Here is a 25,471-nt window from a genome sequence, read left to right on the forward strand (position 1 = left end):
GGATTGCCAATCACTATCAGCGATTTCTATGCCAGATGCAATCAGGCCTTCTCCTCCCACACCTGTGCAAGGTGTACAATCGTCTGCACCGCCTTCTGCATATCCTGTATGCTCACATATTCTGACTTGCCATGCAGGGCCATTTCACCCGTGAAAATATTTGGACAGGGTAATCCCATAAAGGAAAGACGGGAACCATCAGTACCACCCCGAATGATCATTTTCAGTGGCGCTACCCCTGCCCTGCGGATCGCTTCTTCAGCATAATCAGTTACCTGCGGATGCAGGTTCAGCACCTCTTTCATATTGCGGTACTGCTCCGTAACAGTCAGTTTCGCACTGGCAGTGGGATATTTCGCCATCACCTTATCCAGGATATTTTGCAGGAAATCTGCATGGTCTTTTAGTTTGGCAGTCACGAAATCACGCAGGATGAAATCGATCTCCGCATGTTCTACAATACCACTTACCCTTACCGGGTGAATGAAGCCCTGGCGATCTTCGGTCATTTCCGGAGAGAGACCATCTTTAGGCAGTGCATCTACGATTTCCGCAGCTATCTTGATAGCACTCACCAGTTTATCTTTTGCGGTACCCGGGTGTACGCTCACTCCTTCGATCACGATCTTTGCAGCATCTGCACTGAAGCTCTCATCTTCCAGTGAACCCAGTTCCCCGCCATCCATTGTATAACCAAAGCTGGCCCCGAGTTTCACCATATCGAGTTTTTCCACACCGCGGCCTACTTCTTCATCAGGTGTGAAGAGGATGCGGATCCTGCCATGTTTGATCTCAGGATGTGTGATCAGGTAATGGGCAGCATCCATGATCTCTGCTACACCGGCCTTGTCATCGGCGCCCAGCAGGGTATTGCCGGCAGCAGTGATGATATCGTCTCCTTTTTTGGAGGCAAGGTATGGGTGAAGGGCAGCTTTGATAACGGTGTTATCTTCCGGCAGTTCGATGTCGCTGCCATCATAATGCATGTGGATGATCGGCTTTACCCCTGTGCCACTGCAATCGCTGCTCGTATCCATGTGGGAGCAGAAACAGATAACAGGAACATCTTTGGTGGTGTTAGATGGGATGGTGGCAAATACATAGCCATGTTCATCCATTTCAACATCGGAGATACCTATTTCATGCAGTTCCTGTACAAGCAGGCGACCGAGGTCCTTTTGTTTTTCTGTGGAAGGAAAACTCTTGCTCAGTGGATCTGATTGCGTATCTATCTGGACGTAGCGCAGGAAGCGCTCGGTAACGGTGTATTTGTAATTATTGAACATAGTGCAAACCTAAGAAATAGTGAGAAAAGAGAAATGTACTATTTGACACTGAGCTTTATTGTATTTTCAGAACAAACAAACATATTTATTCTATATTAAAGAACAATAATCCAATTTAAATATATTTATTAGTTCATTTTATCTTTATTCATAGGTTTGTATAGAAATTTGTACTGCGGAATGGAACCGTGTGCAAATCACGGGCTGACGCGCAACTGTAAATGACGGTGTTCCCGTTCCAAGCCAGATACTTGTCGCAGGCAGATATTTTTAACATTTTAAATGACAGCAAGTATGCAAACCAACGTTCCCGGCTATCCGCGTATTGGTAGCAATAGAGAATTAAAGAAAGCAAACGAAGCCTACTGGGCGGGCAGGATCTCCCTGGAGAAATTGCAGATGACAGCCCGGCAGCTTCGCCGGCAGAATTGGGAAACCCTGCGTGATGCAGGTGTTGACCTGATCCCTTCCAATGACTTTTCTTATTATGACCAGGTACTGGATATGTGTATTATGACCAATACCATTCCTGCCAGGTTTCATGGGCTGAAAGCCACACAGATCACGGCCAGCAGCCCTGAGCTGTACTTTGGCATGGCCCGCGGATACCAAAAAAATGGGTTTGATCTCACCGCCATGGAAATGACAAAATGGTTTGATACCAATTATCATTACCTGGTACCTGAATTTGATGGTACACAAAATTTTGAACTGGCGTATAATAAGGCCCTGGAAGAATTTGAGGAAGCAAAAGCATTGGGCATTCATACCAAACCTGTGATCATCGGGCCTGTGAGCTTTTTGCTCTTAGGTAAAATTAAAGAGGAGCCATTGCAGGTGGCAGACCTGCTGGACAAATTATTGCCTGTTTATATTTCCCTGCTGCAATCACTGGAGAAAGCTGGTGCTACCTGGATTCAGATCGATGAACCCACGCTGGTACTGGATTTAACACCACAGCAACAGGCATTGTTCCAGTATGCATATAATAAAATTGCCGCCGTTCTTTCATCTGCAAAATTGTTACTGACCACCTACTTCGGCAGCCTGCAGGATAATACTGCATTGACTTTACAGCTACCCGTACATGCATTGCACATTGACCTGGTGAGGGCTCCGGAACAACTGGAGCGGGTATTAAACCTGATACCCAAACACCTGCAACTCTCGCTGGGTGTAGTGAATGGCCGGAATATCTGGAAGAATAATTATGAGCAAAGTGTCGCTTTGATTGAACAAGCTATTGAGGTAATAGGTGAAGAAAGAATATTGATTGCTGCTTCCTGTTCATTGCTGCATACCCCTTATGATCTGGACCTGGAAGAGCTGACACCACAGTTTAAAAACTGGATGGCGTTTGCAAAGCAGAAGGTGTATGAAGTAGTGGATCTGGCAAAGATCCTGTCAGGTAACCAGGATCTTCTGCTTGTGAATAAAGCAGCAATGCAGGATAGGGCCACCGCTTCCATCATTCACAAACCAGCTGTAAAAGCAAGGCTGGCGGCATTGACAGCGGCAGATGCACATCGTACAAGTGAATTTACCATTCGTCAGCAGGCGCAGGAAGCTGTGTTGAAACTACCATTGTTCCCGACTACTACCATTGGTTCATTTCCACAAACTGAAGACATTCGCAAACTACGTGCAGATGTGAAGAAAGGTGTGATCACCCGGGAGGCATATGATGTAGCGATCCGTAATGCGATTGGAGAGTCCGTGCAACTGCAGGAAAGCCTTCATATTGATGTGTTGGTGCATGGAGAATTTGAGCGGAATGATATGGTGGAATATTTTGGAGAACAGCTGGAAGGCTTTGTGTTTACGAAGAATGGCTGGGTGCAGAGTTATGGATCTCGCTGTGTAAAACCACCGGTTATATATGGAGATGTATCCCGCCCCCTGCCAATGACGGTAGAATGGAGTAGTTATGCACAATCGCTGACACGCAAGCCTATGAAGGGAATGCTGACAGGACCGGTCACGATTTTGCAATGGTCATTTGTGAGAGATGATCAACCCAGAGCTGATACTACTTTGCAGATTGCACTCGCTATCAGGGATGAGGTGAATGACCTGGAGAAGACGGGTATCAGGGTGATCCAGGTAGATGAACCTGCCATCAGGGAGGGCCTGCCATTGCGAAGGGCTGATTGGCCGGCGTACCTGGAATGGGCAGTAAAAGCCTTTAGGGTAGCGGTTTCCGGGGTAGAAGATGCCACGCAGATCCATACGCATATGTGTTATTCCGAGTTCAATGATATCATTGATAGTATTGCGGCAATGGATGCAGATGTGATTACAATAGAGACTTCGAGATCACAGATGGAATTGCTGGAGGTGTTTGCAACATTCAGGTATCCTTATGAAATTGGGCCTGGGGTGTATGATATACATTCGCCAAGAGTGCCTACGGTAGCGGAAATGACGGGATTGTTGGAGAAAGCGGTGCAGTTATTACCAGCGAGGAATATTTGGGTGAATCCGGATTGCGGATTGAAGACGAGGAAGTGGCCGGAGACGGAGCAGGCATTGCGGAATATGGTAACGGCTGCGGCGCAAATGAGAGTGGCGGTTCAACAAGTGGTTTGATGTCATTTCGTATCTTTATGAAATGGCAGAACATGAAACCGTCAGCTGTCCACGCTGCAACAAAGCATTTGAATGCCGGGTCGGATCTATTCTTCGCTGCCAATGCCAGGAGGTAACGCTGAATGAGGAAGAACGTATCTACATCGCTGAACACTATGCCGGTTGCCTTTGTGCATCCTGCATGCAGGTGATGAAAGAGCAATACAGACTGGAACAATTGCAGAAGCGATAAACCAACATCCGGAGCCGGAAGGCGTATAAAAACAACCGACACCCGTATAAAAAAAGGGTGTTTACCACAAAGTAAACACCCTTTTAATTGAATATCCTTGATTAAACGATCTCTACTAATTCAATATCAAAGACTAAAGGCTCTCCAGCCAGCGGATGGTTTGCATCCAGGGTGATGAATTCGGTGCTGATAGCAGCAACCTTTACAGGGAATACCTGACCTTGTGGATTGCTCATCTGCAATTCCATACCTACCTGAGGATTTAAATCAGCTGGTATATTCTCTTTAGGGAAATCCATGATCAGTTCATCGTTTTTAGGACCGTAGGCCTCTTCAACCGGAATGTTCAAAGTCTTTTTCTCGCCTACTTTCATATCCACCACACCGTTGTCGAAGCCTTTAATAACCATACCGGCACCAACCTCAAATTCCAGCGGGTCTCTGCCTTCGGAAGAATCAAAAGTAGTTCCGTTAGTCAGACGGCCATGATAATGCACGCGCACCTTATCTCCGTTTTTAACTGCTTGCATAAAAATAATTTGTTAAGTGTTTAGGAAATTTATTACCTGCAAGGTAAGAAAAATGATTAATGTGCCAAGTGTTCGGGCGCATTCTGTCTGCATGGCAGCAAAATAACCTTTTTAAATTTATTACTTTTGATCTCATGTATAAACTCCTCCTTTCCATCCTTATTTCGTGTTCCCTCCTGCTGCCGGCAAAGGCCCAGGTCATCACAGGGGCAACCCGGACCGCGGCATATCTTCCCCTGCTCAAAGGCAAAAGAGTTGCCCTGCTGGTCAACCAGACAGCCACTATCGGGAATACGCATCTCGTAGATTCATTATTGAAACTCAAGGTCAATATTCAGAAGATCTTTAGCCCGGAGCACGGCTTCAGAGGTAAAGCAGATGCGGGTGAAAAAGTAGGGAATAGCAAAGATGCCGCGACCGGTCTCACCATTGTTTCCCTCTATGGCAAACATCGTAAGGCCGATGCCAATGACCTCAAAGATGTGGATATCCTCCTCTTTGATATCCAGGATGTAGGCACCCGCTTTTATACTTACATTTCCTCCCTGCAGGAACTGATGGAGTCTGCTGCTGAAAATAATAAACCACTCATCATTCTGGACAGACCCAATCCCAATGGTCACTACGTAGATGGCCCGGTACTGGATACTGCCCTGCGTTCTTTTGTAGGCATGCAGCCTGTTCCTATCGTACACGGTATGACTGTAGGTGAGTATGCACAATTACTGAATGGGGAGAAATGGCTGAAGAACGGCGTGCAGTGTAAACTAACCGTGATCAAATGCCAGCAATATGATCATCATACCTATTACCAGCTGCCGGTAAAACCTTCTCCTAACCTGCCCAACATGGCATCTATTTACCTCTATCCCAGCATGTGCCTTTTTGAAGGTACTGCGCTGAGCCTGGGCCGTGGTACAGACCTCCCTTTCCAGGTTTATGGTAGTCCGGAGTTTCCAAAGGCCCTGTACTCATTTACCCCACACAGCACTGAGGGAGCAAAAGAACCTCCCCTGAAAGATGTAACTTGCTACGGCTACAACCTGACTGGCACTCCTGAAGAGAGCAGGGCCAAAATGAACAAGCAGGTACAACTGAAATGGCTCATTCAGGCTTATCAAATGTTCCCGAACAAGGATAAATTCTTTATCAGCAGCTTTAACAGGTTGGCAGGGAATACTACCTTGCAGCAGCAAATTAAACAGGGTATGAGCGAAGCTGCTATCCGTCAGAGCTGGGAACCGGCTTTGAATCATTTTAAAACTATCAGGAAGAAATATTTACTATATGCAGAGTGATTCTCTTAGGATCGTATTTATGGGTACGCCGGATTTTGCAGTGGCATCACTGGATATCCTGGTGCAGCACGGATTTAATGTAGTGGGCGTGATCACAGCACCCGATAAGCCTGCGGGCCGCGGTTTACAGCTGCAGGAAAGTGCTGTAAAAAAGTATGCGGTAAGTAAAGGTTTGCACGTGATGCAACCAGAGAAACTGAAGAATCCGGAATTCCTGGAAGAGCTGCGTGGATTGAATGCAGACCTGCAGGTGGTGGTTGCATTCCGGATGCTGCCAGTGGTGGTATGGGATATGCCGAGACTGGGTACCATCAATGTACATGGATCTTTATTACCTAACTATAGAGGCGCAGCACCGATCAACTGGGCCATCATCAACGGGGAGAAAGAATCTGGTGTAACCACGTTCAAGTTGCAGCACGAGATCGATACAGGTGATGTGATGTTTAGCCAGGCAGTGCCCATCCGTGAAGATGAGACTGCGGGCGAACTCCACGATGCACTGATGCAGACGGGCGCCGAATTGTTATTGAAAACGGTAAAGGCTATTGCGAATGGTGATGTACATGAGGTTCCGCAGGCACACATGAAGGCAGAGGATATCAAACATGCTCCGAAGATCTTTAAAGAAGATTGCCAGATTAAGTGGGAGGATGGGATTGATCATATTTATAACCTGGTAAGGGGACTGAGCCCCTATCCTACTGCCTGGGCGTATTTGCAGGGAAAGAGTGTGAAGATCTTTAAGGCAACGAAAGAGAAAACAACGCCGTCTGTTGCACCTGGTGAGTTTGTGACGGATGGAAAGAGTTATTTGAAAATAGCCGCGAAGGATGGTTATCTGGGTTTGGTGGAGATACAGCTGGAAGGGAAGAAGAGAATGGATATTGAAGCTTTTTTGAGAGGATTCAGAGCGAATTAATTTATGTGCCCTGGGCATCAAATGAATACTTTGATACCCAGGGCTATATTAATACCCGGTAAAGGCGCGAGGTATTTGAGATATGAGTTTTGCGGACGCGCTTCTACGTTCAGTAAATTGTTCCCGCTAAGATAGTAGCTTGTCGTTTTTCTCCTGTAAGTAACCCTCGCCCCCAGCATAGAATAAGCTGGCATGGGCGGCTCCGGATTGATGTTCTTCCCTAAGTATTGCTGCTCCAGGTATCGATCGAACAACACGTTCATTTCTATTTTCTGATAGTTTATTTTTCCTGTTATATTGTATCTGCTGGTGGGCATATTCGGCATGTAATCCCCTTCTGCCCATTGTCTTAAAGGATCATTGGATACGTTGCTATTTTTTACAAGATCAAAGAAGGAAGATAATTCCCAGTTGCAGTATTTTCCGAATGTAGATTTGTAACCCAATTCTGCTTCCCAACCAGTTATTTTGGTGTCTGACTGCCGCCATTCTTTTACCAGGAAACCACCTGAGCGGGAGATACCTGTATGTGCGAGGTACATGTAATTGTTAAAGATGGTATGATAGCGGTTGACCAGGAAATGCAGACCACGATAGTCAATACCGGCACCGAATTCAGTGGTTTTGGATCTCTCCTTATGTAGTTTATCATCTCCATTTTCTTCAATCATGATGGTATAATGATCGTTGCCGGCATAGAGTTCATTGATATCGGGAGCGCGTTCTGCATGTACGTAAGATGCTTTTACATAAGCAATATTGAACAGATCCCATTGCAGGGCTGTATTAAAATGATTCAGGTAAAAATTCCTGGGTGATAATTTGCCGCCAGCCAAGCCCCTGCTGGGTTTATAGCCATTGCCGGGAATAGCACGACGTAAGGCAATATCATGTCGGTACCCCAGATCGGCATGTATTTGATTAGCGATGGTGATGTGTTGTAAGGAGAATGCGCCGTAGTCCTGGCTTTTGTTGTCAGGCAGGTAACGTTGTGCACCCCTGCCGCTCATATTGACAGCAGAAAGGTCGATACCGCTGGTTCCTTTCAGCAATTTTATTGGTTTTTGTTTCCATTCCAACCTTGCAACATGCCGATTGGTGTTGAATCTGTTTGATTCGTAGCTGCCGGATAATTCTTCATCATTCGTCAGCTGGAACAGGTAGTTAAATTGCAGCGATGATGTACCTGATTCAAGCAAAATACTGTTTGACTGCGACCGGATGTTGATAGGCTGATAGCCTGATTCATACCAGGCAAAACCAGGAATGCCGTAATAGCTATAACTGGCGCGGTAGCCGATTCCTGCGTAGAATTTATCACGGATATAAGTTGCGCCTGCGTTTGTGGCAATGCTATGTGCATGACTGTTAGGCATCACGCCACGTTTTACGGGGGCATAATCATAGATCCCTTTTACTACGGTAGTGGAAAGCGGGGTATTGGGGTCCTGCCCGGGGATATATTTATCATTCTTTGGATTTTGTACGATTTCGCCATCGATGGTGGAGGTTGACTGGAATGTATATAAATCGGCTTCAGTCAGATCCCATGCAGGATTACCCATATTATCCAATACAAACTGGCTGATATAGGGATAGAGACTGAGGTTGCGGATCGTTTCCTTGTCAACCCTTACCTGTGCCATGGTTTGGGTCAGGTCATCAATTTTCGGATCGTAGGCGATAGGAGCCTTGGTATTACCGGGAATACGGATATTTCCGTTCCAGCGATTCATTGCCCCGAAGTGCCATGCCCAGTGTTTGGCCATGTTGCCGTTGAGGTCAAAGCCTTGTTTATAACCGTTGTTGGTACTGCCTTCTGCTGTTACCGATCCTGTTAATTGTTTGGAAAAACGGGATGCGGGGATGGAATTATCTTTCAGGTTCACCGCACCGCCAATGGCTTTGCCTCCGTACAGGATACTCGCGCTGCTTTTGTAGACATCGATGCCTAGCAGGTTAGCCATATCAGTGCTTACATTCAGACTGGGGCTGATACCTGAGAGCTCACTTAATGCGACCCCGTTGGAGAGCGTTCTCACCCGGTTTCCACTGAGACTTCTGATCACAGGTGCACCGGAGTTAGGGCCAAAATAAGAGTTTTGCACACCAGCCATATGACTGAGGGTTTCTCCCAATGTAGCAGCTTGATATAGCTCCAGGTCTTTGCTGGTAATCGTTTTTGCATTTGGATCAGGGTTGTTTCCTTTTCCTGAAATGGTCACTTCAGAAAGGTCTACTTTTTTCAAGGTATCGGGTGTATGATCTTGCTGTGCATAGGCATGGAACGCTATTGAAATTAGCGTAACAGTTAGCATATAGGCAGCACATTTTTTAAGGTACATTTTTATTAGGATTAGGTATTCGCATCAGCGTTGCAAAGATAGAAATCAGGCACACATTAGCAACAATGTTGCAGATATATTTTTTTATTGAGCAGATTATAATTTATAATTAACTGAATTACAGCAAAATGAAATTATACATCCATTCATGAATGAGCCCATAACAAATGCACTATTGTTGCATTTATAAAATATTCGGCTACTTTCGCGGAAACTTTTTCATTAGACATGCCAAACATTTACACCAAACTCCTCGCCATATCCGGAGGGGTCCTGATGACTATTTTCTCGTCTTGTAGCAAAGAAGATCAAAAGCAGGCAAAGGAAGTTGCGATCAATATGCCTGTTGCACTTTCACTCAATTATGGGGAAGAAAAAGACCTGGATCTACCTGCTGATTTGCTTTCCCAGCAGGATGTCAATTTCACACTTGCGTTTACGGGGAATGAGAACATTCAAATCAATGCAGATAGCAGGCTGTATGATCAATTGGCAAAGGCTATTACTTTGGACAGGCAAGTGGGCAAGCTCCATGTAAACAGTGGATTGATTTATCCGAATGGCGCTGTATCAGGAACTACAGGCAAGAAGTTGCCAGACAATTACCAGGTTACGCTTATTGCAAACAACCAGGATGAAACATTGAAGGGTAAGCAAACTATCACGGTGACTGTAACACCGGCAAAAGCAGGCATCAGGGGGCTTGACAATTCGGGCGATCTGTCCTATGCTTATGTGCTGTATAGCGATCCTGAAGCAGGGTTTGAGCTGGAGGCCAATGGTCTGTCATTGGAGGGTACTTCGTGGTATCTTGACAGTACAGGTATTGCGGGTGTTGTCGCATTAAGTGGCAATAAAATCCAGTTTAAAAAAGGTGCTGGTAACCCTGATAAGAAGACTGAGAAGGTTTACGAGCTGCTAACTACGCTGAGAAAAGATGGTTTTGATGTGGCCAGCAGGAAATTCCGTGTCACTTTTATTCCGCAGATCAGGTTCTTTTATGGTACTTATTATCCTGAGTATGATCTGACAGTGGTGACGAACCAGGTTTACATTGCGTTGGGGAATGCATATGTTGCTGCGGCGCCTACCTTGTATCCGGAGAAGTATAAATCGGCGTTTAGTCTTATTGCGCTTGAGAAGGATGGGATTGCATTTGAGGATAAGGATGGATTGTTTTCGCTGAATGAGAAAACGGGGGCGATTACGGTGAAGAAGAATACGAGTCTGACAGCCGGGAGTTATCAACTGAGAGTGAAAGCCTTGACTACGACGGGGTTGACGTTTACGACTACGATGACGTTGAATATGGCTAAGCTGGAAGAGTAAAATGGCCTATTTGCAGTATTAATGCTCAATTTCAATTTTTCTATGTTACCGGCTGTGAGGGCCGGTAATTTAAACTATTGAATAATTGAAACATTGACATTATGGGGAAGTATGCCAGGTTGCTTTTAGATATAAATCAGGTCGATCATTTTCTCACTAACGTACTGGAATTTGAGCTGGAAGAAGATGAAATCTGAAAACCTAATAGCAACGGCCCAGGAACTCAAACGCCTGGGATATGAAGTACATCTTACCCCAGTAGCTCTTCCAAAGCGGGAAGCCACTATCAGGGCTATAAAAAGATACAACAAGTCAGGCCGTTATGTACCATTGGGGATGATATTTGATGATTTTAGCAATGATCCCGGTTTAACCTATTACCTGCTAAAATGCGAAAAGCCGGATCTATTCAAAAGTTTTGGCGCAATTTCCACCCATGTTGCATTTGGCCAACCTTATATTACTGTCAATATTGAAGGAGACAATCCTGCTGCCATGTTTAAATTCTAGAAAATAGCTTTAAATTAGTAGTATGCCAAAAGCAAGAAATCAAAAAGGGAAAAAGGGGAATATGACAAACAATCACACAAAAAGTAGAGGATTTTCCCAAAACATTATACTTGCTGCTGGAAAGCATGCTGTTAAGGAAGATCATTTTAGTACAATTGAATATAAAGAATTAGTCAGAAGGCACGCTGCTGCAATTGCATTTATTAGTGAGAGGGAAGAGCGCGAATTAGATCTTATGGTCAGAGATTTCAAACTATTAAAAGCAGGTAAGCTTTAAAATATTGATACTATAAATTTAAAAAGCCCGTGCGATTGCACGGGCTTTTTTATTGCAATGATTTGGTTTTAATTTTCGTAACTCAATTCACAATAGAACTTCGCATCATTTGTACCCAATGCCTCCAATGCAGAATCACTCAGTTTGATAATCAACCCAGCATTCCCTTTAATCTGGGGAATCGTTTCCAGTACTTTCGCATAGATATACTTACCATTCAATGGGTTCGTCACTTTTATAATCGTACCTCTCTGCGCGGTATTATGCAAAGCGTAATACTTCCCAGCTGCCGCATTACTCTTGAACCATCCACCAGGACCTTTCTCCGTCGTTGCATTTTTACCATTGCCCGTCTGCTGCAGGTACTGTGATTCAAATGAAGAACCGGGTGTTGCGGCAGGCTTAGTTGGTGTCTCTGCCGGTGCAGGAGCTGGCGTATTGTTCTCTACCGGAGGCGCCGGGTTATTGTTACTAACCGGGGCCGGTGTTGGCGCAGGCGTGTTATTCACTGGCGCCGGCGTGTTGTTTACGGGAGCCGGTGCTGGTGTAGGTGTAGGTGCCGGCGCAGGCGTATGAGCTACCGCTCCGCCACCACCTTTCAGGTAACCAATGATCACGTAGGTATCTTTCTTCAGCCCATCACCAGACATATTGTTCCACTTACGGATATTATCCAGCGGCACTTTATTATGATTGAGGCTCAGGCGATACAGTGTTTCCGCTGCTTCCACTTTATGATACAGTGGCGCACCACCTGAAGCGGCATCTGCCTTTTGTGAAAAGTTCGTACCATTCAGCGGGATCTTGATATTCTGCCCCAACTGCAGACCTTTATCTGCAGATATGTTATTCTCCGCAGCTATATCCTTGATAGGCAGACTGAATGTCCTGCCCAGGCTATATAAAGTTTCACCTTTTTTCACGGTATGCATTACATACAGGCCAGGAGAAGTTCCCTGCACCTGAATGATCTCCTGTGCATATGCTCCTGCTACTGATAATACAAATACCGCTAATGTCATGAACGATTTTACCATACTTCGCTGTTTATACCTTTCGGGCAACTAAATTATAAATATTTTATGGTTTGATACCTAAACGGTATTTCAAGCCTGGATTTCTTTCAGAATACGGAGTTCCTTCGGATAATAATTGTTGATACGGTTTGGCAATACCTTCGCCCAGCCCAGCGACATTCCTCCATATTGCATTAAGGCCCATCCTTTTATTGCTACTGCTACGTCAGGATCTTCTTTTCTCAGATACCTGAGGGCCTGCTCACGGGTCAATTCTACTTTTTGCACATTGCCTGCCACCAGTGGGCTCATGGCCAGCTGATGATCAGGTATCAATTCTTTGGCGGCCAACTGGCCAGCTTTAACACCTGCCTTCCGCAAATATAAGTGCTGCTGCAATACGGAGACAGCTGATTGCATCATTTCAGGGAATAATAGTACCTCGCCCTGATGCTCCATCATGAAAATGCCATCACTGTTTTGTAACCAGGGAATAACTTTTTCCCTGTCTTTTTTGCTGACGGCTGTGAGTGTATCACGTTGTTTCTTAGCGTTATACTCTTCTCCTGATTTCCGCCGGAAGCAGGTAATAAAGAAGCCTTCTCCCTGTACCTTATCCGGATAGAAACGATATCCCTCTGCTGCGGTTTTTACAATGTGCCAGTCAGGTTGTAAAGGCACCGGTATATTTTCAAGGTCGAAATTAGCCTGTAACCAGTCCATGATCTCCTCATCTTCTTCCCTACTGTAAGAACAGGTGGCGTAAATCAGGATCCCTCCTTCTTTCAGCGCCGGCAATGCATCGGCCAGAATCCGCTGCTGCCGCTGACTACACAGGATCACATTTTCTTCTGACCATTCACTGATGGCCTCCGGTTCCCTGCGAAACAGGCCTGAGCCTGAGCAGGGTGCATCAACGACCATCACATCGAAGAAACCAGGCAGTCGTCCAAAATCTCTCGGATCATTGTTTGTCACTACCACATTCGCAGCTCCCCACTTCGTTATATTGTCTCCCAGCAGGGCAGCCCTTGTTTTGATCACCTCATTGGATACCAACAGGCTATTCGGGCTGATCAGGGATTGTAACAAGGTTGACTTACCACCCGGTGCGGCACAGAGGTCCAGCACTTTGAGCGGAGTAGCCAGGTCACAAGCCTGTCGTAATACCTGTTCCAGGAACATCGAAGATGCTTCCTGCACATAGTAGGCCCCTGCGTGAAAATATGGATCAAATGTAAAAGATGGCCTTTCAGCCAGATAGTACCCGTCAGTCGTCCATGGAACACGGCTATACCCATTGGTTGCCAGTTCTCCCAGTATTTTTTCTGTCGTGTCCCGCTCCTTTATCTTGTTCGGATTAATACGCAGAGAAGTTACTTTTTCTCCTGCCGCATGTACACGCAAAAAAGCTGCCAAATCCATTTCAGGCAGCGAAATCAAACTATCAGTAAATTTTTTTGGAAGCTCCAACCCGATTTTTGTGGCAAAATACTGAAAAACCGTTAGATATAGGTAAAGGGGGCTAAAGTATATACCTCAACTTCAGTTAGCACCGGATCTGATCATCTTTGGGAAGAAAGAGCAAAAGCTACCGGCAAAATCGGATTTTCATCCCACCCAATTACGCCTTTCTTTATACCTGTGCTATCTCAGCAATCAGTTGCTGCATCACAGCTTTCGCATCACCGAACAACATAGCCGTTTTGGGTCTGAAAAACAATTCATTTTCAATGCCTGCATACCCCGGCTTCATACTTCTTTTATTTACAATCACTGTTTTTGCATTTTCTACTTCCAGTATAGGCATGCCATATATAGGAGAGGCAGGGTCACTTTTTGCAGCAGGATTGACTACATCATTGGCACCTAATACCAATACGACATCAGTGTTATTAAATTGCGGATTCGCCTGCTCCATTTCCAGTAATTTCTCATAACGTACATCTGCTTCTGCCAATAACACATTCATATGCCCGGGCATTCTACCCGCTACCGGGTGAATGGCATATCTTACTTCTACACCTTTACGTTCCAGCAATACTTCCAGCTCATGACAGGCATGTTGCGCCTGCGCCACTGCCAAACCATATCCCGGTACGATCATTACTTTATGTGCATAAGCTAATACAACGGCAGCATCTGATAGTCCGATTTCCCTGTAAGCACCTTGTTCTTTATTACTGCCAGGAGAAGTGCTGCCACCAAAGCTACCAATCAATACATTCTTCAGGGACCGGTTCATCGCTTTGCACATTAATATCGTCAATATCGTGCCGGCAGAACCAACCAAAATACCTCCGGTTAACATCACAGGATTATCATACAAGAAACCACCACAAGCCGCTGCCACACCAGTAAAGGAGTTCAATAATGAAATCACTACCGGCATATCTGCACCACCTATTGGCAATACAAAAAATACACCGTATAGCAGTGAGAGTGATAGTACTGCCGCCATACACCACACCATTGCAAGGGGTTGCACACCAATTACAAATGTAGCTATCGCTACTATCACTACCAGTAGTAAAATATTGAAGATATGCTGTCCTTTAAAAGCGATGTCTCTGATCCTGCCATTGAGTTTTCCCCAGGCAATAACCGAGCCTGCGAAGGATACACTACCGATGATGAGGCCTGCAAAGATGATGAGTAAATGAAGACTTGCTGTAGCTGCGTTTACATGTTCAAATTCCACCACCGATATCAATGCGGCACAGGCGCCACCCATGCCATTGAAGAGGCTCACCATCTCGGGCATTGTAGTCATCTTCACTTTTTTTGCAGATACTAATCCGATTACGCCACCTATTAATAATCCCCCTGCGATCCACCAGAAATTATGCAGGTGTTCACCATTGCGGGTGTACAGGAATATGGTACCCAGGATGGCGATAGACATCCCTCCTGCTGCTATCAGGTTGCCTTTGCGGGCAGTGCCGGGATGGCTCAGCATTTTCAGGCCGATAATAAATGTAACAGAGCCAATCAGGTAGATCAATGATAACATGGGCTTTTATTTTTCTTTGACTTCAATGATTTGGGGATGCAGGGGCTTACTTATTTTTCTTCGACTTGAACATTTCCAGCATACGATCTGTCACCACAAAACCACCAACTACATTCAATGTTCCTAAGATGACTGCCAGAAACCCCAGGATCAGCGCGAGGTAGTTATCTTTTTCCGCCTCTCCCATTACGATAATAGCACCTATTATCACCACACCATGAATGGCATTGGCACCACTCATTAATGGCGTATGCAATACGGATGGCACCCGGGAGATCACTTCGATGCCCAGGAAAACGGAGAGGATGACCACATAGGTCATCTCCATATGTTGTTCAAAAAACGAAAGGATGTCCATTGTGCTGTTATTTTAATACTGCCTGCAGTCTTTCACTGATCACAGCGCCTTCGTGTGTAATACAGGCTCCTTTTATAATATCATCCTGCAGGTTGTTAAGGAAGTGACCATCTTTGATCAGTAGTTGCAGGAAATTAAATACATTTTTTGCATATAGTTTACTGGCATCGGCAGGCATGCTGGCTGCGAGATTGGAGTCACCGATAATGGTGATGCCATTGTGTAATACGGTTTGCTGGTCCTGTGTCAATGCAGTATTGCCACCTGTAGCTGCGGCAAGATCTACGATCACACTTCCAGGCCGCATACTGTTGATCATAGAGCTGCTTACAAGTAGTGGTGCGCGTTTTCCGGGAATCTGTGCGGTGGTAATAACGATGTCTGCTTTGGTGATACTGGCGGCGATCAGTTTTTCCTGTTCCTGTTTGTAATCAGCGGATTGTTCTACGGCATACCCACCGGCATGCGAGGCATCGGCAGCGCCTTCTACAGAAATGAATTTAGCACCAAGGCTCATTACTTCTTCTCTCACTACAGGGCGGGTATCGAATACTTCGACTACGCCTCCCAATCTGCGCGCAGTAGCAATGGCCTGTAAACCGGCTACCCCTGCACCTAATATCAATACCTTAGCAGGTGCAATACTCCCTGCTGCTGTCATTAACATAGGGAAATAACGGCCATACGAGGCGGCAGCTACCAATACAGCTTTATAACCGGCAATATTGGCCTGCGAGCTCAGTATATCCATCGATTGTGCACGGGTGGTTCGGGGTATGTTATCCAGGCTGTAGGTGGTGAGATTTTTTGCAGCCCATTGCTGCATTAATCCGGGATGATGTAATGGTTGATATACACCGGTTAAGATAATGCCGGCCCGGAGTGACTGCCAATCTTCCGGAATTTGGATGCTGCATACCAGCTCAGATTGTTGCAGGATTTCGGTCCTGGGCCTGACAGCGGCCCCAGCCTCTATATAGGTATCATCGGCATAAAAAGCGGCGGCACCCGCATCTGGTTCTATCCAAACAGTTACGCCCTGTTTTCCCAGCTGCTTTACTATGTCCGGTACTAAAGAAACCCTTTTTTCTGGTAGCTGTTCTTTTAGAACCCCTATAATCATTCAGTGGAATTTATGTACTGAATTTACGGTTCTTTTTGGCATTAAAAAAAATGCATTTTGTTTTTAAATAAAGCCGCCGTTTATCTCTAATGTCTTCGGCATCAGAGATAAACGGCGGAGCGGCCAGGCCTGCAGCCAGCCTGAAAAAATTATATTAAATGCGGTCAGCTATTGTCCTTGCACCTGCTATAATACCCGGAATTGAAACACCTGTTACATAATTCCCTGCTATTATAATGCCTGGGTATTGCTTTTCAAATATTCTTATTTTCCCCCTGGTCGCGGCAAATCCTACATTCAATTGCGGGATAGCTTTCTGCCATTCACTGAATTGCTGTAATTCAGGAGGAGTCGTTAAGCCAAGCAGTTCCATGAACTCCTTTACTACAGTTAGCTGCAATTGCGTAGCTCCCATCTCATCAAACAAGGACTCCTGCTGTGCACCACCTACAAATACAGTAAATAACACCTTCCCTTCCGGCGCCCTGGATGGGAACACCGCGGAATTACAAATCGCGCCAAGGAAATGTTTATTCTCTGCATGTGGTACCAGGAACCCAAAACCTTCCGGAATCTTATCCTTTGCTTCTTTTCCAAAACCCAGGTGCAATACCCCCATATGCGGGTAATGCAGGTCTCTTAATGCAGCAGACAAATCACAATCCAGGGTGGTAATGGCATTCGCTGTTGCATAAGAAGGTGTTGTAAAGATCACCTGCTTTGCATTCAGCATCTGCGTTTGTCCATTTTCTTCATACTGCACAATGTAATCTGCCGCACCTTTGGTCACACCTGTTACTTTAACACCCAGTTTAACAGGTGTAGTTAACAATGAAACCAGTCTTTCGGGCAATACCTGGTTGCCACCTTTGAAAGCAACGATCTTACGGCCGCCCATTTCGCCCTTACTCTTCATCATCCCTTTGGTCACACTACCATAGGTTTTCTCCCACTTTGGCAACATAGGCAATACTTCCTGTATCGATAATTTTTCAGGATTACCTGCATAAATACCTGAGAGCACGGGTTCAAATACATATTCCATGATCTCCGTACCAAAACGGCGGGTCACAAAAGAAGATACAGATTCTTCCTGTATCGTTCTATTTGCTTTGCGGAAACTCTCTGTGAACAATCTCCACTTGGCTCCGCCACTTACATATTTCGAACTGATAATTTTCACCGGGTTTGGCGAAATACCATGTAACTGACCGTTTCTAACAAGAAAACGATTCTTGCTGGCAGCTGAGGCTTCCATCACGACATCTTTTAATCCGATCTCTGTGAGGAACGACAACGTATCCGGCGTAGCACCAATAGAGTTAGGTCCTGCATCCAGCTCATAGCCATCGATGTGCAATGAGCGGATCACGCCACCAGCCTTATCCCCTGCTTCCAGTATCTGATAAGGAATGCCTTTTTTCTGTAACTCGTAGGCGACAGTGAGCCCGGCAATGCCGGCGCCTACAATGATAACAGGTTGATGTGTATCCATGATTAATTATTGGCTTGCAATGCCCCCATCCACTTCACGATTGCCTGCACCCAAAGCGGGTGTATGTTCAAACAGGGGATCATAGTGAAACTATCTCCGCCGCTACTGATAAAAGAATGCTTTCCTTCCACCGCTATTTCTTCCAGCGTTTCGAGGCAATCGGATACGAAAGCCGGACATGCTACCAGCAGGCGCTTCACACCCTGCTTTGGCAACTCTTCTAATTGTGTGGCAGTGTAAGGCTTGAGCCATTCTTCCCTTCCAAGCCTGGATTGGAAAGATACACTCCACTTCTCCCGTGGAATTTTCAGTTTTTCTGCTACCAGTTCGGCAGTAATATGTACCTGATGACGATAACAAAAATCATGTGCAGGAGAGTCTACATGACAACAATCGGCTACCTTCAGGCAATGTTTGCCTGTGATATCACCTTTGTGTATATGCCTTTCCGGTACGCCATGATAACTGAACAGCAGGTGATCAAAGTCCTTGGAAACATAAGGACGCATGCTCTCTGCCAGTGCATTGATGTAATCAGGTTCTTTATAATAAGGAGGTACTACCGTGAGTTTAAACGGATACCTTTTCTTTTTATGTACACTTTTCGCATGCTCCACAGCCGTTTCATAAGATGACATAGCATAGTGTGGATACAGCGGCAATAATACCACCTCTTTCAGGTTAGGGTTTTTCTTCAGTAAGTTTTCGTAAGCCGCTTCCTGAGAGGGATTACCATAACGCATCGCTATTTCTACCGGCATATCCAGGTCGTGTGTAACTGCATTCTGCAATTGCTTTGTCAACACGATCAGGGGCGAGCCCTCCGGCCACCAGATAGACTGATATGCCTCAGCGGACTTCGGCGCGCGCCGGGGTACTATAATACCTTTGATCAGCAATAAACGGAACAGGTAAGGGTAATCGATCACCCTTTTGTCCATCAGGAATTCATTTAAATATCGCTTCACATCAGGTACTGCAGTAGAATCCGGTGAACCAAGGTTCATCAGGATAATTCCTATATCAGATTTAGCTTCCATTCGTCTCTTTAAAAATTGTTGCAAATGTAATAGGTTTGATGCCCTGTTAATGTCATACAATTGTTGAAATAACGGGTAGTGACCGATTTTGGATTTCAAATCCACAAAAATAACCGGGATTGGCGGGCGGCCAGCTTTAAAACCAAAATCGACTTTTACCGACCGAAGTTCGCCTGATCAAAATTATTAAACAAACTGATAAAAATCATTTTTCTGCTATTACTGATCACCATCAGTGGAAATGACTAACTAATGACAGCATGAAGCCTGATGTTGCACTGTATGAATGTATTTTTGCACCGGAAGCTTATAATAAACAATGCAGGGTAGTCAATCAAAGGATATAGCCCATTATCATATAGTTGGTATCAACTATAAAAAGACAGATGCAGCTATAAGGGGGTCGTTCGCAATCAGTCAGGCACAATACGGGCAACTGCTCGAGCAGGCAAAAACTGCGTACCTCGATGATGTGTTCGTACTCTCCACTTGTAACAGAACAGAGATCTATGGCTTTGCTGAAGATCCACAACAACTGGTAGAAATGGTGTGTCGCCAGACAGAAGGCGATTGCAACCTCTTCAGCCAGCTTTCCTACGTTAAGTCAGGCGAAGAGGCCATCAAGCACCTGTACCAGGTAGGTACGGGCCTCGATTCTCAGATCCTGGGTGACTATGAAATAATAGGTCAGATCCGCAACGCGACAAGATTCGCAAAAACCAACGGATGCCTCGGCGGTTTCCAGGAGCGACTTGTAAACAGTGTGCTGCAGGTATCAAAACTAATCAAGAATGAAACCGCACTCAGTGCCGGTACCGTATCTGTTGCTTTTGCGGCTGTACGTATGCTGGAATACAAGGTGCCGGACATCCTCAATAAAAAGATCCTACTGGTAGGTGTAGGTAAAATAGGCCGGAATACCATCAAGAATATGATGGATTACCTGGGCGTTGCAGATGTGACACTGGTAAACAGAACACTCGCTGTAGCCGAAGAATTTGCCAGTCAACATGGCCTTCGCTATGCCCCCTACGAAAACCTGAAGGAAGAACTGAACAGAGCCGATATTATCCTGGTAGCCTCCAATGCACCGGAACCTAATATCCTCAAACAACACTTTGAAAGCTCAGGTCCGAAACTGATTATCGACCTCTCCATTCCTTTCAATGTGGCTCCCGATGTAGTAGAACACCCTCATATCTCTCTGGTAAACGTGGATGAGCTGTCCAAAATACAGGACGAAACATTGCAGATGCGGCAGCAGGAAGTACCAAAAGCACTTTCCATTATCGAAGAGCATATGAATGAGTTCCTCTACTGGTACAAAATGCGTAAGCATGCCGTAGTACTCAAAGCCGTGAAAGATAAGCTGCAGGAAATTCACACCAAAGAAATTCAACAGCAGAAAAACGGCGCACAATATAAACTGGAAGATATGGAAGCTGTCTCGTCGCGTATCATCCAGAAAATGATCAACCTGATGGCTGGAAAGGTGCGCCGGGAAACAGATAAAAGTGATCAGTACATCTCCATGATCAATGATATTTTCGAGGCAGGAGTTAAGCAGGATTAATCATAATGAGTAAAGAAATCAAGATCGGCACAAGGGAAAGCCAGCTCGCACTGTGGCAGGCTAATAAAGTTAAAGACCTCCTGGAAGCACAGGGATATACCGCTGTGCTGGTGCCCATAAAAAGCGAAGGCGATATAGACCTCGTCACTCCACTATATGAGATAGGCGTACAGGGTATATTTACCAAGAGCCTTGATATTGCACTGCTGAATGGAAAAATAGATATCGCCGTACATTCTCTCAAAGACGTTCCTACACAATTACCTACAGGTATTATACAAGGTGCAGTACTCGAAAGAGGCCCTGTCAAAGACCTGCTGGTATATAAAACTGATACTACTTTCCTTGAGCAGCCGGACTATATAGCGAATATCGCTACCAGTAGCGTACGCCGTAAAGCCCAATGGCTGCATAAATTTCCCCTGCATCACCTGCATAACCTGCGTGGCAATGTGAATACACGCCTGCAAAAACTGGCGAATGAAAACTGGGATGGTGCCATCTTTGCAGCAGCAGGCCTGGAAAGGATCAACGTACGACCAGCTACTTCTGTAGAATTAGACTGGATGCTGCCTGCGCCTGCACAGGGAGCCGTCGTATCAGTATGCCGTGAGAATGACGATTACTGCCGCCAGGCACTGGAAGCACTAAACGATATTCCTACCGCTCTTTGTACCAGGATAGAACGCGATTTCCTGCGTGCACTGATGGGTGGTTGTACCACGCCGATTAGTGCACATGCCACTATTAAAGATGGTAAAGTACATTTTAACGGTGAACTGTGCAGTCTGAATGGAGATAAACTGCTCAAAACAGCAGCCATCTCGCCTTTAGAAACTGCTGCAGAAATCGGGAACAACGCTGCTAAAACCATTCTTCAAAACGGGGGAGATGAAATTGTAGCACAAATAAAAAATGCAAGGTAATTACCGCATATTAAGTACCAAAGATCTGCCGGCACCATTGCTGGAATCGGCCGCCCAACAAGGCTTTGAGATCACTGTACAAGCATTTATCCGGATACAGCCTGTTATCACCACTACATTAAAAGAAACAATCACTCAGCTACTTTCAACAGTTGAGACCTGTGTATTTACCAGTGCGCATGCGGTGACCAGTATACAGGACTTTGCACAACCTGCACAAATATATTGCCTGGCAGGAGCCACGCTGGAAGCTGTGAACAAGGCCTTTCCAAAAGCCGCGATCCTGGCAACTGCCCATGATGCAGCTGCTCTGGCAACAAAAATTGAACGCTCGTCTGTATTGTTTTTTTGTGGGAACCAGCGTCGTGATGAATTACCTGATCTTTTGAAACAACGTGGTATTTTATTAAAGGAAGTAGTGGTATATGAAACCATCGCTGTGGAAACAGCACTGCATACAGATTTTGATGGTATTCTCTTTTTTAGCCCCAGCGGCGTTCACAGCTACTTTGCTGCCAATAAAAAACCAGCTCACACCGTATGCTTTGCCATCGGCCACACCACCGCACAGGCATTGAAAACATATACCGGCACTATCGTTGTCAATCCCGGCAAACCATCTGCCGCTCAACTGATACAAACTGCAATAACTTATTTTAACATTCATAATTAAGACTAATGAACGCTTTAAAGAATGACCTTTTACTGAGAGCTTTACGCGGAGAAAAGACGGAACGTACACCTGTATGGATGATGCGCCAGGCCGGCCGTTATCTCCCTGATTATATCAAGCTGCGGGAAAAATATTCCTTCTTTGAACGCTGTATGAAATCTGAACTGGCTACAGAAATCACTGTAATGCCTGTACACCAGGTGGGCGTAGATGCGGCCATTATCTTTTCCGATATTCTTGTAGTACCACAGGCCATGGGCCTGGAAGTACAGCTGATCGAAAAGACCGGCCCTGTTTTACCGGATCCTATCAGGACGATCGAAGACATGAAGCGTGTATGTGTGCCTGATGTAAATGATAAACTGGGTTATGTATTCGATGCCCTGCGCATGACCAAACAGGCATTGGATGGTGCTGTACCTTTGATCGGTTTTGCCGGTGCTCCATGGACCCTGCTCTGCTACATGGTTCAGGGCCGTGGTTCCAAAACTTTCGATGGTGCCAAGCAATTCTGTTATCAGCAACCTGCTGTAGCCCATCAGCTGCTGCAAATGATCACGGATACGACTATCATTTATCTGAAAGAACAGGTGAAAGCCGGTGCTGACCTGGTACAGATCTTTGATTCATGGGGTGGTATGCTGAGCCCCGAAGACTTTGAAATTTTCTCTCTCCAATATATGCGCCAGATCGTAGCTGCAATGAAAGATGTATGCCCTACCATTCTCTTTGCAAAAGGAGCCTGGTTTGCCCTGGAAGAAATGGCAGCAACCGGTGCCCATGGCCTCGGTATAGACTGGTGTATCAAACCTGAACTGGCCAGGCAATTTGCTGGTCCGAACGTAACCTTGCAGGGTAATTTCGATCCTGCTAAATTACTGGCACCCATCCCGGAAATCGAAAAAGCCGTGAAGAACATGCTGAAGAGTTTTGGTGGCCACAGGCACATTGCTAACCTGGGACATGGTATTCTGCCAAATGTTCCGGTAGACCACGCAAAAGCATTTGTTGAGACTGTAAAAGCGTACTAATGAGCGTTAAAGACAAATTCATTTCTTTTATACATCAGCTGCAGGACGATATCTGTGCAGCGCTGGAAAAGATAGACGGGAAGGCTACTTTCCGCGAAGATCGCTGGGAACGCCCCGGTGGCGGTGGTGGTAAAACCCGCGTGATTGCAGATGGTCATGTGTTTGAAAAAGGCGGTGTGAACACTTCTGTCGTTTCAGGTGAATTGCCGGAAGTAATGGCGAAACAGTTTGGTGTAAACGGTGGCCAGTTCATGGCCTGCGGCATCTCCCTGGTGATTCATCCGCTGAATCCTTATGTACCTACGGTGCATGCTAACTGGCGCTACTTTGAGCTGTATGACGCGAACGGTAGTGTGAAAGATAGCTGGTTTGGTGGAGGTGCAGATCTGACACCGTATTACCTGGATGAAGCAGATGGGAAACACTTTCACCATACTTTCAAAAATGCCTGCGATCCTTTTGGTGCTGAGTTGTATCCGCTTTATAAAAAACAATGCGATGAATACTTTGTGAACAAACATCGCAATAATGAAACCCGTGGTATAGGCGGTATTTTCTACGATTATTTACGCCCGGATGCCAACAGAACTGCAGAAGACCTGTATCTGTTCTCCAAATCGACCGGCGAAGCATTCATCACTGCTTACCTGCCGATCGTAGAAAAAACAAAAGACTTACCTTACACCACTGCCAATAAAGACTGGCAGGAATACAGGAGAGGTCGTTATGTAGAATTCAACCTGATCCATGACAGGGGTACCTTATTCGGCCTCAAAACCAATGGCAGAATTGAATCTATCTTAATGAGCTTACCACCCAGGGCCCGCTGGGAATACGATTATCACCCGGAACCAGGTAGTCCTGAAGCCAAAATGGTGGAGTACCTGCAACCCCGTGAATGGGCCTAAATTGCTAACACAAAAAACAGAGATATTATGATTCGCCGTAACAGAATTCTGAGAGCTAATCCCGCCATACGTGCTATGGTTGCGGAAACGATTTTAAGGCCGAGCGATTTCATTGCCCCCTTATTCATAGTAGAGGGAAATAACGTGAAAGAAGAGATCATTTCCATGCCGGGGTATTTCCGGTATTCACTGGATCTGATTGTGACTGAAGTAAAGGAGCTGTGGAGCCTGGGTGTGAAGAGTGTATTGCTGTTCGTAATGGTTCCTGATAACCTGAAAGATAATAAAGGTACTGAAGCTGTAAATCCTGATGGACTGATGCAGCGCAGTATCAAAGCCATCAAGGCTGCTGTACCGGGTATGGTAGTAATGACGGATGTTGCACTGGATCCTTATTCTATCCATGGCCATGATGGCATTGTGGAAGGTGAGCAGATTGTAAACGATGCAACAGTAGAAGTGCTGACCCGCATGAGCCTGAGCCATGCACAGGCAGGTGCTGATTTCGTAGCACCAAGTGATATGATGGACGGCCGCATCCTGGCTATCCGCAATATCCTGGAAGAAAATGGTTTTGTGAATACAGGCATCATGGCATATAGTGCCAAGTACGCATCCTGTTTCTATGGCCCCTTCCGCGATGCGCTGGATTCTGCACCAGGTTTTGGTGATAAGAAAACTTACCAGATGGATTATGCGAACTCCACAGAAGCCATCCTGGAAACGCAGCAGGATATAGAACAAGGCGCGGATATTGTAATGGTAAAACCGGCATTGGCTTACCTGGATATTATCCGGCTACTGAAAGATAATGTACATGTGCCCATCAGTGCTTACCATGTGAGCGGAGAATACGCGATGATCAAGGCGGCAGCACAAAAAGGATGGCTGGATGAAAACAAGACTATCCTCGAAACGCTGACCAGCATTAAACGTGCAGGAGCGAGCCTGATAGCTACTTATTTTGCGAAAGACGCAGCTAAATTATTACAATAAA

23 protein-coding genes and 1 riboswitch are annotated in these 25,471 nt (G+C 45.6%); of the genes, 13 read left to right on the forward strand and 10 right to left on the reverse strand.

Features of this window, described 5'->3' with window-relative positions:
• Nucleotides 1-41: 41 nt before the first annotated feature.
• Entirely contained in the window at nucleotides 42-1,286 is a 1,245-nt protein-coding gene (gene pepT / locus U0033_RS12065) for a peptidase T (protein ID WP_072361299.1), read from the reverse strand.
• A 136-nt stretch (nucleotides 1,287-1,422) separates the two neighbouring features.
• Nucleotides 1,423-1,559: riboswitch (cobalamin riboswitch) on the forward strand.
• A gap of 21 nt (nucleotides 1,560-1,580) precedes the next feature.
• Between pepT and metE the strand changes: the two genes are divergently transcribed.
• Together metE and U0033_RS12075 are read left to right on the forward strand one after the other, a co-directional pair.
• On the forward strand, nucleotides 1,581-3,875 hold the full coding sequence (gene metE / locus U0033_RS12070; RefSeq protein WP_072361539.1) for a 5-methyltetrahydropteroyltriglutamate--homocysteine S-methyltransferase: 2,295 nt from the start codon (nucleotides 1,581-1,583) through the stop codon (nucleotides 3,873-3,875).
• A 22-nt stretch (nucleotides 3,876-3,897) separates the two neighbouring features.
• Complete coding sequence (locus U0033_RS12075) at nucleotides 3,898-4,107, forward strand: cysteine-rich CWC family protein (protein WP_072361297.1); 210 nt, start codon at nucleotides 3,898-3,900, stop codon at nucleotides 4,105-4,107.
• A 101-nt stretch (nucleotides 4,108-4,208) separates the two neighbouring features.
• On the opposite strand, the gene U0033_RS12080 is transcribed toward U0033_RS12075, so the two are convergent.
• On the reverse strand, nucleotides 4,209-4,637 hold the full coding sequence (locus U0033_RS12080; RefSeq protein ID WP_072361294.1) for an FKBP-type peptidyl-prolyl cis-trans isomerase: 429 nt from the start codon (nucleotides 4,635-4,637) through the stop codon (nucleotides 4,209-4,211).
• Nucleotides 4,638-4,771: 134 nt separating this feature from the next.
• On the opposite strand from U0033_RS12080, the gene U0033_RS12085 reads away from it, so the two are divergent.
• Both U0033_RS12085 and fmt read left to right on the forward strand, forming a co-directional pair.
• The gene (locus U0033_RS12085; protein ID WP_072361536.1) at nucleotides 4,772-5,935 is read left to right on the forward strand and encodes an exo-beta-N-acetylmuramidase NamZ family protein; all 1,164 of its coding nucleotides are present in this window, start codon (nucleotides 4,772-4,774) and stop codon (nucleotides 5,933-5,935) included.
• On the forward strand, nucleotides 5,925-6,857 hold the full coding sequence (gene fmt / locus U0033_RS12090; protein WP_083571533.1) for a methionyl-tRNA formyltransferase: 933 nt from the start codon (nucleotides 5,925-5,927) through the stop codon (nucleotides 6,855-6,857). Before U0033_RS12085 ends, fmt begins: the two co-directional genes overlap by 11 nt.
• A gap of 17 nt (nucleotides 6,858-6,874) precedes the next feature.
• Here fmt and U0033_RS12095 read toward each other — a convergent pair whose 3' ends face one another.
• Nucleotides 6,875-9,175, reverse strand: coding sequence for a TonB-dependent receptor (locus tag U0033_RS12095; RefSeq protein WP_218164029.1), 2,301 nt, complete (start codon nucleotides 9,173-9,175; stop codon nucleotides 6,875-6,877).
• 255 nt (nucleotides 9,176-9,430) lie between these two features.
• Between U0033_RS12095 and U0033_RS12100 the strand changes: the two genes are divergently transcribed.
• The 3 genes from U0033_RS12100 to U0033_RS12110 all read left to right on the forward strand — a co-directional run bounded on the left by U0033_RS12100 (nucleotide 9,431) and on the right by U0033_RS12110 (nucleotide 11,318).
• On the forward strand, nucleotides 9,431-10,531 hold the full coding sequence (locus U0033_RS12100) for a hypothetical protein (RefSeq protein ID WP_072361288.1): 1,101 nt from the start codon (nucleotides 9,431-9,433) through the stop codon (nucleotides 10,529-10,531).
• 186 nt (nucleotides 10,532-10,717) lie between these two features.
• Nucleotides 10,718-11,041, forward strand: a complete 324-nt coding sequence (locus tag U0033_RS12105; RefSeq protein WP_072361285.1) for a zeta toxin family protein — start codon at nucleotides 10,718-10,720, stop codon at nucleotides 11,039-11,041.
• A gap of 22 nt (nucleotides 11,042-11,063) precedes the next feature.
• Complete coding sequence (locus tag U0033_RS12110) at nucleotides 11,064-11,318, forward strand: hypothetical protein (protein WP_072361282.1); 255 nt, start codon at nucleotides 11,064-11,066, stop codon at nucleotides 11,316-11,318.
• A gap of 68 nt (nucleotides 11,319-11,386) precedes the next feature.
• Here U0033_RS12110 and U0033_RS12115 read toward each other — a convergent pair whose 3' ends face one another.
• From U0033_RS12115 to hemH, 7 genes are all read right to left on the reverse strand, one after another.
• Entirely contained in the window at nucleotides 11,387-12,355 is a 969-nt protein-coding gene (locus U0033_RS12115; protein ID WP_072361280.1) for a LysM peptidoglycan-binding domain-containing protein, read from the reverse strand.
• Nucleotides 12,356-12,424: 69 nt separating this feature from the next.
• Nucleotides 12,425-13,759, reverse strand: coding sequence for a methyltransferase RsmF C-terminal domain-like protein (locus U0033_RS12120; protein ID WP_326980867.1), 1,335 nt, complete (start codon nucleotides 13,757-13,759; stop codon nucleotides 12,425-12,427).
• A 211-nt stretch (nucleotides 13,760-13,970) separates the two neighbouring features.
• Nucleotides 13,971-15,347, reverse strand: a complete 1,377-nt coding sequence (locus U0033_RS12125; RefSeq protein ID WP_072361274.1) for an NAD(P)(+) transhydrogenase (Re/Si-specific) subunit beta — start codon at nucleotides 15,345-15,347, stop codon at nucleotides 13,971-13,973.
• A 46-nt stretch (nucleotides 15,348-15,393) separates the two neighbouring features.
• On the reverse strand, nucleotides 15,394-15,705 hold the full coding sequence (locus U0033_RS12130) for an NAD(P) transhydrogenase subunit alpha (protein WP_072361271.1): 312 nt from the start codon (nucleotides 15,703-15,705) through the stop codon (nucleotides 15,394-15,396).
• Between the two features lie 7 nt (nucleotides 15,706-15,712).
• A complete protein-coding gene (locus U0033_RS12135) occupies nucleotides 15,713-16,828 on the reverse strand; it encodes a Re/Si-specific NAD(P)(+) transhydrogenase subunit alpha (protein ID WP_072361268.1) in 1,116 nt (371 codons plus the stop codon).
• Nucleotides 16,829-16,982: 154 nt separating this feature from the next.
• Nucleotides 16,983-18,323: a protoporphyrinogen oxidase gene (gene hemG / locus U0033_RS12140; protein ID WP_072361265.1), complete on the reverse strand. Its 1,341-nt coding sequence runs from the start codon at nucleotides 18,321-18,323 to the stop codon at nucleotides 16,983-16,985.
• A 2-nt stretch (nucleotides 18,324-18,325) separates the two neighbouring features.
• On the reverse strand, nucleotides 18,326-19,363 hold the full coding sequence (gene hemH / locus U0033_RS12145) for a ferrochelatase (protein WP_072361263.1): 1,038 nt from the start codon (nucleotides 19,361-19,363) through the stop codon (nucleotides 18,326-18,328).
• A gap of 319 nt (nucleotides 19,364-19,682) precedes the next feature.
• Between hemH and hemA the strand changes: the two genes are divergently transcribed.
• From hemA to hemB, 6 genes are read left to right on the forward strand one after another with little or no spacing between them, the layout of a single operon-like run.
• A complete protein-coding gene (gene hemA / locus U0033_RS12150) occupies nucleotides 19,683-20,936 on the forward strand; it encodes a glutamyl-tRNA reductase (RefSeq protein WP_072361260.1) in 1,254 nt (417 codons plus the stop codon).
• A gap of 5 nt (nucleotides 20,937-20,941) precedes the next feature.
• Complete coding sequence (hemC, locus tag U0033_RS12155) at nucleotides 20,942-21,862, forward strand: hydroxymethylbilane synthase (protein ID WP_072361257.1); 921 nt, start codon at nucleotides 20,942-20,944, stop codon at nucleotides 21,860-21,862.
• Nucleotides 21,852-22,535: a uroporphyrinogen-III synthase gene (locus U0033_RS12160; RefSeq protein ID WP_072361255.1), complete on the forward strand. Its 684-nt coding sequence runs from the start codon at nucleotides 21,852-21,854 to the stop codon at nucleotides 22,533-22,535. Before hemC ends, U0033_RS12160 begins: the two co-directional genes overlap by 11 nt.
• 5 nt (nucleotides 22,536-22,540) lie before the next feature.
• Nucleotides 22,541-23,566, forward strand: coding sequence for a uroporphyrinogen decarboxylase (gene hemE / locus U0033_RS12165; RefSeq protein WP_072361253.1), 1,026 nt, complete (start codon nucleotides 22,541-22,543; stop codon nucleotides 23,564-23,566).
• Nucleotides 23,566-24,474, forward strand: coding sequence for an oxygen-dependent coproporphyrinogen oxidase (gene hemF / locus U0033_RS12170; protein WP_072361251.1), 909 nt, complete (start codon nucleotides 23,566-23,568; stop codon nucleotides 24,472-24,474). The genes hemE and hemF overlap by 1 nt, the downstream gene beginning before the upstream one ends.
• A 27-nt stretch (nucleotides 24,475-24,501) precedes the next feature.
• Entirely contained in the window at nucleotides 24,502-25,470 is a 969-nt protein-coding gene (gene hemB, locus U0033_RS12175) for a porphobilinogen synthase (protein WP_072361248.1), read from the forward strand.
• Nucleotide 25,471: the final 1 nt, after the last annotated feature.

This window comes from Chitinophaga sancti, assembly GCF_034424315.1.
GTDB classification, from domain to species: domain Bacteria; phylum Bacteroidota; class Bacteroidia; order Chitinophagales; family Chitinophagaceae; genus Chitinophaga; species Chitinophaga sancti.

Bases quoted from the DNA above. Each gene is read 5' to 3' on its own strand.
- pepT (WP_072361299.1), bottom strand. From the start codon at position 1,286: ATGTTCAATAATTACAAATACACCGTTACCGAGCGCTTCCTGCGCTAC.
- metE (WP_072361539.1), top strand. From the start codon at position 1,581: ATGCAAACCAACGTTCCCGGCTATCCGCGTATTGGTAGCAATAGAGAA.
- U0033_RS12075 (WP_072361297.1), top strand. From the start codon at position 3,898: ATGGCAGAACATGAAACCGTCAGCTGTCCACGCTGCAACAAAGCATTT.
- U0033_RS12080 (WP_072361294.1), bottom strand. From the start codon at position 4,637: ATGCAAGCAGTTAAAAACGGAGATAAGGTGCGCGTGCATTATCATGGC.
- U0033_RS12085 (WP_072361536.1), top strand. From the start codon at position 4,772: ATGTATAAACTCCTCCTTTCCATCCTTATTTCGTGTTCCCTCCTGCTG.
- fmt (WP_083571533.1), top strand. From the start codon at position 5,925: ATGCAGAGTGATTCTCTTAGGATCGTATTTATGGGTACGCCGGATTTT.
- U0033_RS12095 (WP_218164029.1), bottom strand. From the start codon at position 9,175: ATGCTAACTGTTACGCTAATTTCAATAGCGTTCCATGCCTATGCACAG.
- U0033_RS12100 (WP_072361288.1), top strand. From the start codon at position 9,431: ATGCCAAACATTTACACCAAACTCCTCGCCATATCCGGAGGGGTCCTG.
- U0033_RS12105 (WP_072361285.1), top strand. From the start codon at position 10,718: ATGAAATCTGAAAACCTAATAGCAACGGCCCAGGAACTCAAACGCCTG.
- U0033_RS12110 (WP_072361282.1), top strand. From the start codon at position 11,064: ATGCCAAAAGCAAGAAATCAAAAAGGGAAAAAGGGGAATATGACAAAC.
- U0033_RS12115 (WP_072361280.1), bottom strand. From the start codon at position 12,355: ATGGTAAAATCGTTCATGACATTAGCGGTATTTGTATTATCAGTAGCA.
- U0033_RS12120 (WP_326980867.1), bottom strand. From the start codon at position 13,759: ATGGATTTGGCAGCTTTTTTGCGTGTACATGCGGCAGGAGAAAAAGTA.
- U0033_RS12125 (WP_072361274.1), bottom strand. From the start codon at position 15,347: ATGTTATCATTGATCTACCTGATTGGCTCTGTTACATTTATTATCGGC.
- U0033_RS12130 (WP_072361271.1), bottom strand. From the start codon at position 15,705: ATGGACATCCTTTCGTTTTTTGAACAACATATGGAGATGACCTATGTG.
- U0033_RS12135 (WP_072361268.1), bottom strand. From the start codon at position 16,828: ATGATTATAGGGGTTCTAAAAGAACAGCTACCAGAAAAAAGGGTTTCT.
- hemG (WP_072361265.1), bottom strand. From the start codon at position 18,323: ATGGATACACATCAACCTGTTATCATTGTAGGCGCCGGCATTGCCGGG.
- hemH (WP_072361263.1), bottom strand. From the start codon at position 19,363: ATGGAAGCTAAATCTGATATAGGAATTATCCTGATGAACCTTGGTTCA.
- hemA (WP_072361260.1), top strand. From the start codon at position 19,683: ATGCAGGGTAGTCAATCAAAGGATATAGCCCATTATCATATAGTTGGT.
- hemC (WP_072361257.1), top strand. From the start codon at position 20,942: ATGAGTAAAGAAATCAAGATCGGCACAAGGGAAAGCCAGCTCGCACTG.
- U0033_RS12160 (WP_072361255.1), top strand. From the start codon at position 21,852: ATGCAAGGTAATTACCGCATATTAAGTACCAAAGATCTGCCGGCACCA.
- hemE (WP_072361253.1), top strand. From the start codon at position 22,541: ATGAACGCTTTAAAGAATGACCTTTTACTGAGAGCTTTACGCGGAGAA.
- hemF (WP_072361251.1), top strand. From the start codon at position 23,566: ATGAGCGTTAAAGACAAATTCATTTCTTTTATACATCAGCTGCAGGAC.
- hemB (WP_072361248.1), top strand. From the start codon at position 24,502: ATGATTCGCCGTAACAGAATTCTGAGAGCTAATCCCGCCATACGTGCT.